This window comes from Paraburkholderia sp. D1E, assembly GCF_052682275.1.
The window spans coordinates 7,470,190-7,484,089 of the sequence record NZ_JBQYMB010000001.1; the positions used below are offsets into that span (position 1 = coordinate 7,470,190).

At 64.4% G+C, this 13,900-nt stretch carries 7 protein-coding genes; 2 read left to right on the forward strand and 5 right to left on the reverse strand.

All coding sequences use genetic code 11. The annotated features are described in order from the left end of the window. Positions 1-162: 162 nt before the first annotated feature. Genes ACUN0E_RS33560 through recC form a run of 3 tightly spaced genes read right to left on the reverse strand, consistent with a single transcriptional unit; the run spans position 163 to position 9,469 of the window. Complete coding sequence (locus tag ACUN0E_RS33560; RefSeq protein ID WP_445569302.1) at positions 163-2,406, reverse strand: AAA family ATPase; 2,244 nt, start codon at positions 2,404-2,406, stop codon at positions 163-165. Beyond that, positions 2,403-6,095, reverse strand: a complete 3,693-nt coding sequence (gene recB / locus ACUN0E_RS33565; RefSeq protein ID WP_408389276.1) for an exodeoxyribonuclease V subunit beta — start codon at positions 6,093-6,095, stop codon at positions 2,403-2,405. The genes ACUN0E_RS33560 and recB overlap by 4 nt, the downstream gene beginning before the upstream one ends. Continuing rightward, positions 6,092-9,469, reverse strand: coding sequence for an exodeoxyribonuclease V subunit gamma (gene recC, locus ACUN0E_RS33570; protein ID WP_445569303.1), 3,378 nt, complete (start codon positions 9,467-9,469; stop codon positions 6,092-6,094). The genes recB and recC overlap by 4 nt, the downstream gene beginning before the upstream one ends. Positions 9,470-9,693: 224 nt before the next feature. Here recC and ACUN0E_RS33575 point away from each other — a divergent pair, with 224 nt between their 5' ends. Beyond that, positions 9,694-12,192, forward strand: a complete 2,499-nt coding sequence (locus ACUN0E_RS33575; protein ID WP_408233070.1) for an FUSC family protein — start codon at positions 9,694-9,696, stop codon at positions 12,190-12,192. Positions 12,193-12,337: 145 nt separating this feature from the next. Here ACUN0E_RS33575 and ACUN0E_RS33580 read toward each other — a convergent pair whose 3' ends face one another. After that, positions 12,338-12,544, reverse strand: a complete 207-nt coding sequence (locus tag ACUN0E_RS33580) for a hypothetical protein (protein ID WP_408232783.1) — start codon at positions 12,542-12,544, stop codon at positions 12,338-12,340. A gap of 86 nt (positions 12,545-12,630) precedes the next feature. Next, positions 12,631-13,113 carry an Lrp/AsnC family transcriptional regulator gene (locus ACUN0E_RS33585; protein ID WP_120305114.1) on the reverse strand — a complete coding sequence of 161 codons (483 nt, stop codon included), beginning with the start codon at positions 13,111-13,113 and terminating at the stop codon, positions 12,631-12,633. Positions 13,114-13,386: 273 nt separating this feature from the next. On the opposite strand from ACUN0E_RS33585, the gene ACUN0E_RS33590 reads away from it, so the two are divergent. Next, on the forward strand, positions 13,387-13,896 hold the full coding sequence (locus tag ACUN0E_RS33590; protein ID WP_445570570.1) for a cysteine dioxygenase family protein: 510 nt from the start codon (positions 13,387-13,389) through the stop codon (positions 13,894-13,896). Positions 13,897-13,900 lie beyond the last annotated feature (4 nt).

Consider the following 13,900-nt stretch of genomic DNA (forward strand, 5'->3'; position numbering starts at 1 on the left):
GGTTGCTCGGTTGCTCAGTTGCTCAGTTGCTCAGTTGCTCAGTTGCTCAGTTGCTCAAGTTACCTGAGTTGCCTCGCCTGCTTGCACCACCCGGACTGCCTGAATCGCCCGAACTCCTTGCCGGGTCCGCGAACGAATACGCGCGTTGCCCACGCCAGCCCGCTAGGCGACGCGCCACGCCTCCGCAATTCGCGCAGCCAAGCCCGAGTCACGCTGCGTCGGCGTCGCAATGGCCTGCGTCAGCACGGCGCGCGCGCCGATCACTTCCACCCGCTCACGCGCACGGGTAATTGCCGTGTACACGAGTTCGCGCGACAACACACGGCTGAACACCGACGGCAGCATCAACACCGCATGCTGGAACTCCGAGCCTTGCGACTTATGAACCGTGAGCGCGAATGCCGTATCGTGCGGCGGCAGCGCCGCAGGCGATACGGCACGCAGACCGCCGTCACCCGTACGGAAATACACGCGCAACGCGCCTCCCCCACCTGGCAACGCAATGCCGATGTCGCCATTGAACAGCCCGAGCGCGTAATCGTTGCGCGTGACCATTACCGGACGACCCGCAAACCACTGTGCGCCTACAGCCAGTGTCACGCCCGCCGAGCGCCGCACCTGTGCGGCCATTGCGGCATTCACCTGATCGACGCCGCGTGGCCCTGAGCGCGTCGCGCACAGGATTCGAAAACCGTTCAGCGCGTCGAAGAGCGGCAATGGATCTGGTGTATCGGCGGCTAGCGCTACAGCAAGCGCATCCGCGTACGCTGCAAAACCTGCGGCAAGACGCGCGATCGTGCGATCGGCGAGCGTCGCATGCGTGTCTTCGTACAGCGCCGCTGCGCAGGGTTCGGCAGGGTCGATGCGCAGGACTTCGAGCGCCGCGCCGGCCGCGCCGTTGCGAATCGCGAGCGACAGGCGGCCGATCGGCGATTCGAGGCCGAATCGATAGTTGCGCTCGAGCCAGACGACGCAATCGGCGAGGGGGTTTTGCGCCGGCGAAGGCGATACTGATGCCGATGCCGATGCCGATGCCGATGCCGATCCGGATGCTGATGCCGACCGCGGAGACGTTGACGACAACGGCGCGCCGGCAGCGTGCTCCGGGCTAGTCGCGAAGAGATCGTCGCCGGGAAGTTCACCGAAGCCGCCGCGCGTTTCACCATCGACGAACAGGTCGTCAGGCAGCGCATCGACATCGTCCGGCGCGCCTGCATGTGCAAAAAAATCGTCGGCCCCGTCTCCGAAGCCGCTCGACACGCCAGGCAATGCTTGCGACAACCGTGCCGCTTCAATGCCAAGCGCCGCAGCGATCCGCTCCAGGCCGTTTTGCGTAAAAGCAGGCCGCGCGCTGAGCTCGGCGAACACCGCACCGGCCTCGACGGCGGCGAGTTGGTCCTTGTCACCCAGCATCACGAGACGTGTCTGCGGCGCGATGGCATCGAGCAGATGCGCCGCCATCGCAACATCGATCATCGACGCCTCGTCGATCACGACGACGTCATAAGGCAGCGGGTTGTCGCGATGATGCCGGAAGCGCCCGCCCGGCCCGGACCCCAGCAGCCGGTGCAAGGTGTACGACGTCTGCGGCAAGCGCGCAGCGAGTTCGGGCGGCAAATCGCCCGCACGCGCAAGCAAGGCTTCCTGCATCCGTTGCGCAGCCTTGCCGGTGGGCGCCGCCAATGCAATCCGCAGATTGACTCGCCCATCCAGCAAACAGGCGAGCACACCGACTACCGTCGTCGTTTTGCCGGTACCCGGGCCGCCGCTGACGATGGTCAGGCGTCCGGACAGCGCCATGACTGCCGCGACCCGTTGCCAGTCGATATCGTCGTCCTGCGGTGGGCCGAAGTAGCGCAGCAGACGCTCGTGCAGCGTTTGGGCGTCGGCGCCGGCGTCGGCACCTGTACTAGTGCTAGCATCAGCACTAGCCGCGACAGCATCATGACTATGCGTGCGCGCATCCGCCGACCGCCCCCCACCCGCATGCGCAATCAGCGAGCGCGCGAGACGCCGCTCGTAGTCGTAGTAGCGCGCCAGATACAGTCGCCCCTGCCCGTCGATCACCAGCGGCCGCAAAGCCGCCGCGCTTTGCGAGCCGTCGCTAGCCATGCCGCTTGCAAACAGCGCCGCGCGCACATCCGCGCTCGACGCATCGAAACGTTGTGCCAGCACGACAAGCGGCAGACACACATGCCCTTCGGCCGTCGCACGGCTCGCGGCAAAGGCTGCCCGCGCCGCCCACTTCACCGCCCCGCCTGACGCGCCGCCGCGCCGCGCCAGCGTACCGATACGGCGCGCGAACCCTTCGGCAAGCGCCGTGCTGAAATCGGCCGGCGCCGGTAAATTCACTCCGATGTCATCGAGCGCCGGCGGTGCGGAAGCGTTCCGCTCGAATGTGCTCATGCGACACCTCCGATCATCGCCGCATCGAGCAGCGCCACCAGTTCAAATGCGGGCCGCCGCATGTGCACGCCTGCCGCCCCGGCGGCATCACGCCACTGCGGACGCACACCGCGCACGAACAGATAGAGATAGCCGCCGATGTGCGTGTCGTACGCATAATCGCGCACGCGCGTTTTCAGATAGCGATGCAGCGCCACCGTATAGAGCAGCGCCTGCAGGTGATACGCGTGACTCGCCATGGCCGCTTCGAGCGGCGCCCCAGCATAGTCGGCAGCCGTGTCGCCCAGATGGTTCGACTTCCAGTCGACGATCCAGAAGCGTCCGCCGTGCTCGACGATCATGTCGATAAATCCTTTGACGAAACCGCGCAACACGCCGGATTCCAGCGCAACGTCGGGATAGCCGTGTTCGATCAGCAACTCGCGCAACGCTGGAAAATCGAGCGAAGGCGCGGCAAACAGAAATTCGAGTTCGTTCAAACGGTGCTGCGGATTCAGCCTGGCGAGCGCCATGCCGGGCACGAGTTCGGTGCTCACCACGTCCGCGATCAGCTTATGCATCATGGCGGGCAAACGTGCCGCGAGTTCAGGCACCGCCGGCGCCGGGCGCTCGCGCAACGCGCCCCGGATGGCATCCGGCCATGTCTGCGGATCGGTGAAATCCGCGAGCTCGAACATACGATGCAGACACTCGCCCGCCGCCGCGCCGCGTGGAAACGCGAGAATGTCGTCCTCAGCGTAAGACGGTGCTTGCGGCATCGGTAACGGCGTTGGCGCGATCGCGTCGGCGATCTCGTCGTGATCGGGACGCACGTCTTCCACCGGCGCATGCGCTTCCTCGGCTTTGCTGCCGGCGGCGATCAAGCCACTGAAACTCGCCATGCGCCACTGATCGCGCAACGGCCGCCGATTGGCGCGCGCCTGCATCTGCGTGCCGCTGTCCTGGAGGCTTTCCAACGGCATGCGGCGCTCCACCTTCGGCAACCCCTGCAACGTGATCGGGCCGCCCGCCAGCGCCTGCCATCGCTCGGACAAGGCCGCTTCGTCGGGTGGATCGGTGAGCCAGTCGTCGAAGCTGTGACCGTTGCCGCCCACCAGCCAGTTCAGCACGCTGCGCCGCGACTCCTTGGTGGAGCGCGACGAAAGATACGTACCGGCGACCAGATAGCAGCGGTACACCGCGCGCGTCAGCGCCACATAGACGAGCCGCGCCCGCTCCGCCGCCTGTTCGCGCACCGCGTAACGTGATGCGCGTTCGGCTTCTTCGTCATCGCAACCGTAGTGCAGCACCGCATCGCCCGTTTCGTCGTGATACTCGCGCGCATCGGGCAAGCCGGAGGATGGCGGCTCGCGCAGCGCACCGTCGTTCAGAAACGGACAGAACACGACTGCGTATTCCAACCCTTTCGATTTGTGGACGGTGACGATCTGCACGAGGTTACGATCCGACTCGAGCCGCAATTGCGCGTCTTCGCCGCCACCTTGCGTGCGTTGTGCGGCGAGCCAGCGCAACGTCGGTGCGATGCCGGGTTGCGTGGCGGCACGTGCCTGCACGAGTTCGGCCAGGTGATTCACGTTCGTCAGCCGACGCTCGCCGTCCGGTCCGGCCACCAGCCGCTGTGCGACACGCAGCTCGCGCATCAGCGTACGCCACATCAAGGCGAAGCCGCGCTCGTGCCAAAGCGTGCGATAGCGTGAAAAGCGTTCGACCCAACCCATCGCATCGGCGGCATGCGCGGGATCGTCGGCCGGGGCCGGCGCGTCGGCGACCTGCTCGAGGTGCCACAACGCTGCGGCGTCGAGGCCGAGCCAATCGGTGGCGAGCGCGGCGCGCAAACGGCGCAGATCGCCCGGTGTATCGACCGCGGCCAGCACGCGTTCGATCTGCTCGGCGTCGAGCGTCGCGAACACCGAGGCCTGCGCCAGTTCCACACTGCCGACGCCCCACGACGCCAGCACGCGCTTGATCAGACTGCCCTGCTTATGCGTTTGCACCAGCACCGCGATATTGCCCGGGGCGAGCGGTACGTCGCCAATCGTCACCGCCCCCTCGCGCGCACCGCGCAGCAGCCGCACGATCTCGGCGGCGCAGGCTTCGCTCGCCGCGCGCTGCGCATCGCGTTTGGTCAACGCGGCGTCGCCTTGCGGCAAGGTCCAGATACGGAAATCGCCCGCGTTCGCATCGGATTCGGAAAATGGCGGACGACGACGCTCGCCGGCCCGCACCGGCTGATAGTCGAGACCGTCGAGTACGAACGCCTGTGGATTGGCTTCGAACAGCCGGTTGCAGGCCTCGACAATCGGCGCGGTCGACCGCTGATTGACCGCGAGCGTGTAGCACGCCGACGCCGCTGCGCGCGCCGCCAGATAAGTATGCAGATCCGCCGCGCGGAAACTGTAGATTGCCTGCTTCGGATCGCCGACCAGAAACAGCGGACCGGCCGGCGCGAAGATGCGGCTGAAGATCGCGAACTGCAACGGATCGGTATCCTGAAACTCGTCGATCAGCGCGGCCGGATAACGTGCGCGCAAAGCATCGGCAAGCCAGGGGTTGGCCGCGAGCGCGCGATACAGATTGGAGAGCAGATCGTCGAACGACACCACGCGGCGGGTGCGTTTGCGCGCCACCAGTTCGGCGGGGGCATAGTCGAGCCAGGTTTCTATGAGCGAGAGCCAGCGCGCGCGTTGCGCGGCTTCGGCCGCGATCACGGCTGCAGTCAGTGCTTCTGCGTGCTCGAAGAACGGATGCCCGGGCGGCTCGAACTTGACCTTGGTGGCTTTTTTCAACGCCGACGCCGTCAACTTCAAGGCCGCCTTCGGCGGCGGCGCATGGCAGTCGTCCTGGGCGAAATAGTCGGTCCACGCGGCGATCGCGGCGCTCACAAGGTCTGACTTGTGCGAGGTCTTGCTCAGACGGTCTTGCGCTTCGCCAAGCAGCCTCACGATCCCGTCGCGCTCCGCCTGCCAGACTGCGCGGGCAGCGTCGAAACCCGCCTGCGGATCGGCATGGTTTCCACTTGCATCGACCTTGCCCCAGCGCAACTGCGCCAACGGCTTTTTCAACCGCCGCGCGAGTTGCTCATCGAGCGACGCGGGACCGGCACGTTTGGCCACCAGCCATGCTGCGAAAGCAGGATACGCATAAGCCATCGGTTCCACTTGCTCGCGCCAGAAATCGGCTGCCATATCGAAACGCAGGGCTGCGTCGTCAGCTTCCATTTCGAATGCGAACGGCATGGCCGCGGCGAACGGCGCTTCCTGCAACGCACGCTGACAGAACGCGTGGATGGTATGAATCGCGGCCTGGTCGAACGTACGCAGTGCACGGCGCACGACCTTCAACGCTGTCTCGCGACCGATGCCTCGCTCCGGCGCCAGCGTCGTTTCAAAGAGACGCTGGATGAACGGATCGCCGCCGTCGTCGTCAGTATCGATAGCCCGATCCAGTTCCGCAAGCCGCCCGCGAATCCGCTCGTGTAACTCCGCGGTCGCCGCTTTTGTAAAGGTCACGACAAGAATCTGATCGGCGTTCAGGTTCTTTTCGAGCAGCAGTCGCACGTATAACGCGCAGATGTTCCAGGTCTTGCCAGTTCCGGCCGATGCCTCGATCTGATTGACGCCGTCGAGCGAACACGCGAAGACGTCGAGTTCTTCCGCGACCAGCGCGACATGGTGAACGGCGCCGCTCATGATGCGCTCCGAAGATGCTGCACGAGCGGTTTGAAAACGATCGAGGCAAGACTGCCGAACGGTTCATCGAGCGTCAGCGGCGTGCCGCGCAGCGCGATACGCAAGGCGGGGTCGTCCGACTCGCCGCGCACACGGTCATTGATCCACACGCCCAGCGCAGCAGAATCGCTCTCGCTGACCTTCACCCACGCGCTCTTCGGGAAAAAGCGCAGCGGCAGCATGCGCCCTGCTCTGAACAACGCGGCAAGCGGCGCCAGTTCATCGAGCGGCGCGGCGACCGGCGTAAGCTCAAAGCTCTCGCCGCTGCCATGCCAAACCGTGCGGCGCGGGCCATTCGGCTGCGCCGCGCAATAAACCAGATGCGCGAGCCACGCCGACAGATAGTCGCGCGCAGTAGGCTTGGCGTAGCGGAAAATCACCTGCCCTGTTTCGGTCAGCAAATTCAAGGTGCCGTGCAGTTGCAGCGGTGTTTCGGCCGCTTTGCGGAGCGCCGCGTCATGCGGGCCGAAGAGCGCATCGGCGATGTCGGCACGATCGGGCCAGCGCGGCACGATATCGAGCACGAACGGCAAACGCTCGACCCCCGACGCAACTTCGCGGCGCACGCTGTCGGCGAGCTGGCGGAGCGCCCCGAGTTCCCGCGAGCGCCATACCGTACCGGTCGCCCCACCCGGCAACTCGGGACTGGCCGCTGCAACACGGCGCACGCGTTCGAACATGCTGTCGTCGTCTTCGGTATCGCTATTCAGCAGTACCGGCAGGAGCCGCTCCGCCAAGGCATCGCGACCCGCCCAATCGAGTTCGAACGGCTCAGTGTCGAGCAATTCGCCCTGCGCATCCGACAACACGATACCCAGGCGGTCACGCAACAACGCACGCGCCGGATGACGCCAGAAGCGCACGAATTCGTCGAAGGCAACCGAGGCCGTATCTTCCGCGGGCAACGGTTGATCGAAGAATGGCGCAGCGGCCGGATGCTGCGGCGCGGCCAGCAAACTGGCCAGTTCCGCACGATCCCTGTCATACGTGAAGAGGCCCCGCTGCGACGAGAAATAGTCCGACGCGAACGCCTGCAGCGGATGATCGATGATGAAGGCATGCCGTGCGGCTTCGATTTCCGCAGGACTCGCCCCTTCCCCCGCCGACACTTGCGCGAGGTGATCGAGCAATTCGTCGACCAGCGCGGCGGGCGGCAACGGCGCGTTGTCGCGAATGCTGCGGCCCGTATAGGCGATAAACAACCGGTCGCGCGCAGCCAGCAGCAGATCGAGGAACAGATTGCGTTCGTCATCGCGACGCTGCCGGTCACCTGCTTTACCGAACGCGGCCATCAGGTCGAATTCGTCGGCGCGGGCGAGACTCGGCAACACGCCGTCGTCCATACCGAGCAGGCAGACAATGCGATACGGCAAACCGCGCAAACTGGTCAGCGACGAAAACGTCACGCTACCCCAAGGCACGCCGCCGCGTGCCGGGTCGTCAAGCGCCTCGGTGAGTGCGCCGCGCACCACGGCGGCCGGCAATACGACGTCTTGCGCGCCCGCCTGCATCGCGTCGCCCATCTTGTCGATGGCGTCGCGCACCGCCGCCAGCGAGTCGGCAAACTCAACCCCGCCGTCGAAACACTGCGCGAGCGTCTCGAGCAGCAGTTGCGCCCATTCAGCAGGTGTCTGCTCGACCGCGCAGCGCTCTGCGAAGGTATCGATATCGTCGACGAAACGCGACAGGCGGCCGAGCAACTCGGCGTCCGAGCCATCGGCGCCCTCAACGGGCAACCAGGCATCGACCGGCTCGCCTCCGTCCGGCATCGCGTAGCCGAGGTACAGACGGGTCAGCGCATCGGCGAACGTATGGCGCGCGACAGGTACGTGTTCGCCCGTCGGCTCGCCCGGCACAAGCCCCCGACGTGCGCCGGCGGCCGCGAGCCATTCCTGCGCGGCTTCGAGGGCGCTTGAATCGATCCCGTAACGCGCGGCAATCGCATCGACCCGCAGCCATTCGATCAGATCAGGCGCGCTCACGCTGCGCTCAGGCAACGCCAGCCAGTCCAGCAGCAATCGCGCGACCGGATTGGCCTGCGAGGGCGGCAAACCGGTGATCCGATACGGAATGCGGCGAGTGTCGCCAGGGGGCGCGGTGCCGAACACCGCGTCGATCAGTGGTCCGGCCGCCGCGAGGTCGGACACGGCCACCAGCACGTCGGACGGCTGCAGATCGTCGAACTCATCGAACCAGCCGAGCAGGCGGTCATGCAGCACTTCGAGCTGCCGCGACAGGCTGTGACACACATGGACCTCAATGCCGTTTTCGATCGGCAGTTCGTCCGTGTCCGTTTCCGCCCGCAGATCGAGAATGCCGTTCTGCACGGCGGCGAGCCAGCTCGGTTCCGGATTCTCGGTGAAGTCGCCCGTTTCGCCGGATGCGGCGCTCTCGGTCAGCTCGTGCAGCATGTGCAGTTGCGCCTGGGTCTGACGGCCCCACTCGGCCAGCAGCGGATGGCCCACTTCCTGATAGTCGAGCTGACCGGCGACATCGAGCGCTTCGACGCGGCCCGCGCTGACAACGTCGAACCAGAACTCGCGGCACGGGTTCATCACATACAGACGCACATCGACCCAGCGTGACAGCGCGCGCAGCAAAGCGACGTGCAGCGGCGGCATGGTCGGCAGCGCGAACACGCTGACCGCTTCGGGCCACTGCGCGTTCGAGATGGCTTCGAGATCGAGTGTGCCGATTTCTTCAAGAAAGCGATACGCAGGCGGCAACGCCGCCGCAGGCGTTTGCGCGTCGCCCGCCACTTCGGCAAGCACGGCGCGCCACAGCGCGGCTTGCCAACGCTCGTCCTCGCGCGCCGCTTCGCTCGCGCCGACGAGACGCGGACCGTTGTCGTCCGCGGCGCCGCTCGCGAAAATCGACCCGCCCTTCTGCCATTGCAGCAGCCATTCCGGGCGATAGGTCAGATAGTGGTCGAGTACGGTGGCCACGCGGCGCGCCAGTTCGTAGCGCATCGACGCATCCGCCGCGTCGAGATACGTACGCAGACGCGGCGAAGCGTTCCAGGGCACCGCTTCATCTGCCTCTCCCAGCAGCCGGTAGCACCGCCAGACAAGCCGGTCCGGCGCGAACGGCGAATGCTTCGGTACTTCGATCACGCCGCCGATTTGCGCCCACAGCCACTGCGCGAGATAACCAAAATTGACATTCGCGCAGATGCCCTGGCGCGCCGCGATGTCGAGCTCGAGCCGGCGCCTCACCGCCGCGCTCGGGACGATCACGGGCTGCGCGGTCCAGGGATCGGACGGCGCCTGCGCCAGGTCGTCGAGCAGCGCGCCGACAAGGGTTTCGTAGCGGTTCGAGTAGAAGAGTTGGAGCATGGATCCCGGAAAAGCATGCGACGCGAGCGGAACGCCCGGGCCGCGACAGACATTGAAGCGACAGCATAACAAACGCGCTCCCAGGGCAGAACCTGGCCAGACGGACGAGGTCAGATCAGGCACAAAATCAGTTAGACTCGACGGCAGTTTGGGTCTGCCCCGGGTCGGCCCCTGGGTCGACCTTTTCAACCGCGTTTTCTCAGTGAATGGAATCCAGGCAGTCGATGCGCTATTCGGTTGAAATAAAAAAATTCCTCTACAGCCAGTACTTTTATGGCGGCCTGCGCATCGCAGTCGGCGTGTCGTTACCGGCCATACTGTGTTTGATCGTGTTTCACGACCGCGAACTCGGCTTCACGATCGCGACCGGCGCACTCGGCGCATGTGTGGTCGATATGCCGGGGCCGCTCAAGTACAAGCACAACGAGATGCTGGCGTGCACGGTGATCGGCTTCCTGTCCGCGCTCGCCACCGGTCTTGCCACAGTCAACCCGGTGGCGCTGTGGTGTACGGTCGTGCCGCTCACCTTCGTGCTCTCGTTGATCGTCGTGTATGGCAACCGCTGGCCGCAGATCAGCTTCGCCACGCTGTTCATGATGATCATGACGCTGGAAGATCGTTTCACGCCGATGCAGGCGCTCGTCAATGCGTCATGGATTCTGGTGGGCGGTCTCTGGTACACGTACTGGTCGACCTTCGTGAGCCGCTGGATGATGCATCGCATCGAACAGCAGGCGCTCGCCGAAAGCGTGTTCGCGTGCGCGGACTATCTGCTCGCGCGCGCCGCCTTCTACGATCTCGATAACGATCTCGACGAGTGCTATCGCAATCTGGTCGACAAGCAGATTACCGCAGTCGAGCGTCAGGACGCCGCACGCGACATCGTGCTGCGCAATCTGCCCAAACTGAAAGCCGGTCGGCTCGAACCGCGCCGGGCGATGCTGTTCAATCTGTTCATCAATACCGTCGATCTGCACGAATTGTTCGTCGGCACACATGTCGATTACTCGCTGGTACGCAACACGTTTGGCGGCTCCGACCTACTGGTGTTTTACCGCGATCTGATTCGCAAATCCGCAGCCGATCTCGAAGAAATTGGGCTCGCGGTATTGCAAAACCAGCCGCCGCGTATCCGCGTGAATGTAAAAGCCGAATTGCGCGCCATCGAGTTCGAGATCGAACTGATGCGCAAGCAGGACCTGGCGGCCAAAAATCCTGAGGCTTATTCGGCGATATCGTCCACGTTCCGGCGCATCTGGAGCGCCACGCGTCTGATCGACAAGATGCGCAAAAGCCTGTCAAGCGATCCCAGCGCGACCGAGACCGAACTGCGCCTCGACCAGGCGCTTTCCCGTTTCGTATCGAGCCGCCGCGTGCCGTTCGGGCAAATCTTCTCGAATCTGACGATGGCCTCGCCGAGCTTTCGCCATGCGCTGCGCGTGACGATTGCGGTCGCCGTGGGTTTCTGGCTAGGCCGTCTGCTGCCGCTCACCAACGCATACTGGATCGTGATGACCACGGTCATCATCCTGAAGCCCGGCTATTCGCTGACCAAGCAGCGCAACGGGCAGCGGATAATCGGGACGCTGATCGGCTGTGCGGCAAGCATCGCGTTGATGATCTTCGTCAAGGAACCGCACATCCTGATGGTGGTGATGTTCGCGTCGATGGTGATGAGCTACAGCCTGTTGCTGTTCAATTACACGGCGAGCGTGGTGTTCACGTCCTCGTATGTGCTGCTCATGTTCCATCTGCTCGCGCCGGGCAGCATGCGCATCATCGGCGAACGCGCAATCGACACCGTGGTGGGCTGCGCGATTGCGATTGCGGCGAGCCACCTGTTCCCCTACTGGGAATACCGGTTGATGGGCAAGCTCGTCAACAACATGATCAACGCGACGCGGCAGTATCTGGAGGCGAGCTGGTGGTGGAGCGGCAAACCGGCTGCCGCGGTTGTCGCTACGGTCACTGAAGGCGGTGCGTTTGCACCCGCTGCGGCGATGGCTGATCCGGCGATCGAATTCGCCAGACCGGCGCTCGCAGCGGCAAACGCCGGAGCGAATGCGGGCGGCAACGCTGCTCCCAAAGCCGGCGCAAACGCTGGTGAGACTGCTGGTATAAACGCCGGAGCGACCATTGGTGCAAGCAACGCCGGCACCACCATGGTAAGCAACGCGACCGCCAAGCCGACCGGTGGCGCGTCCCCTGCCGCCGTAGCGGCTGCAACAGCGCTCGATCGCGATTACCGCTACCGGCTCGCGCGCAAGAACGTCCACGTGGCGTTCGCCAATCTGGGCCAGGCCTTCCAGCGCATGATGCTCGAGCCGAAGTCCGCGCAGAAGTTCGTACCAGAATTGAACGACCTGCTGGTACGCAGCCACGTGCTCGCCTCGCAGATCACGGTGGCCGCGCCGTTGCTGCGCACCTCCGCGCAGCAGGCCGACAGCGTTTCGCTACAGCCGTTGCAACGCGCGCTGAGCGCGATCCGCGACAATCTGACCGAAGCCGAAGCCGGTAGCGCACCTGCCGCCGATCAGGGCGAGCAGGTCAAACAATTGGCACGTGAGTTGGATGCGATGGTGGTCGAGACGGAGAAGTCGCCGGACCACTCGGCGGACGCCGTGCACGACATGAAATTGCTCGCGCATCAGTGCAAGCAGATGCTGACGGCGTCGGCACTGATTCGCAAGGATGCGAGCATGATTCGCCTGCCGGAAGAGTGAAACGACAACGGCTGCGATAAGGAGCCGCGCCTGTCGTGTGCGGCGTGCTCGCGGCTAGCGTTCTGTGCACGCCAGCTATCAACGTTGCGTCAGGCGTCGCGGCCAAATCCGGCACGATGCCGGACCACCGTTCACTCGGGCCGTCTTATTGCGCGGCGTCGCTTGTGGGCTTCGCTACCGTCGCAGCCGCAGCGTCCGATGAAATGGTCGGCGCCGGCGCGTTCTCGCGGTCGAAATCGCGCTTTTCGGTGATGGCGTTATAGAAGAGCGTGGCGATCACCAGCAGTACCGCGACCACGATGAAAACAGCAATGCCAAAGGTCGGGTTCTTCTTGCGCGGCGGTTTGTTCATGAGGCGGGCTCGGTTCGCGAGGCAGTCGCGGATAGTGTCTGGGAAGGCGGCATTCTACGCCCACTGAGCTTGCACGCGGCTTGCAGTCAGCGCCCCTCCACCACCGCCGAAGGCCGCACCGGCAGCGCCGTCGAGTACTTGATCTGTTCCATCGCAAAACTCGAACTCACGTCATACAGCGGCACAGCGGCAATCAATAGCTTGTAGACGCGATCGTAGTCGTCGATATCGGACACCACCACGCGCAGCAGGTAATCGGTTTCGCCGCTCATCCGGTACACCTCCACCACCTCCGGAATCTCCTGCACCGCACGCGTAAAAGTCTGCGCCCAAGCCTCGGTGTGCTGGTTCGTGCGCACCGCGACAAACACGGTCGTGCCCACGCCCAGTTTGCGCGCGTCGCACAGTGCCACCTGCGCGCGAATCACGCCCGTCTCCTTGAGGCGCTGCAGGCGCTTCCAGCAAGGCGTTTGCGACAGATTCACGCGCTGTGCCAACTCGGCGATCGGCATGGTTGCGTCTTCCTGCAGCAGTTCGAGCAGCTTCCGATCGATAATATCCATTCCCATCATCACACCTCTATAGGAAATTATTCTACTTTTAGGACTCTAGGGGGAATTATATGGAAACTCTTTCTCCAGGCAAACGGGTATAAATATGTCTATCCAAAAATAGCCGATAAGCAGCCATACCGCTGCGCAGCGATCATGAGCCAAGACCTCCGTTCAGCACCCGTCACCCGTTCCTCCGTCAACGCCGCACAGTTTGCCGGGGCGAACGAAGCGCCCTCGCGCGCGCGCCACAGCGCGCCGCTCGCGCATCTGTGCGACGCGCTCGACGCGATGTTCGAAGCCTGTGTGAAATTCCCCGAACCGTCGGATTCGACCTTCTTCGCGCGCAGCATGCGCATCGCGCTTGCCGAAGCCGCGGCGAATCCCGGCTTGCTCACATCGGCGCAGCGCGAAGGCTCCGCTGAAAATTACCGCCGTCATCTGCTGGCCGCCGACCCGCATGGCCGCTATGCGATCGCCGCGCTCGTGTGGCAGCCACACCAGGCGAGTCCGGTGCATGCGCATCACACGTGGTGCGGCTACGCAGTGCTCGACGGCACGCTGAGCGAAACAGTCTTCGAATGGAATGGCGCACAGCACTGTGCAAGCGCCACCCGCACACAAGCGCGCAATACCGGCGCCGTGTCGTTTGTGCGCGGCGGCAGGGCTGGCATTCACCGGCTGGGAAATTGCAGCGATGCGCCCGCTGTCTCGCTGCATATTTACGGTGTCGCGGGTGCGCAGATCGCCACGCACGTCAACGACATCGTGCGCACAACCGACGCACCCGCGCTCGTCTGAAACC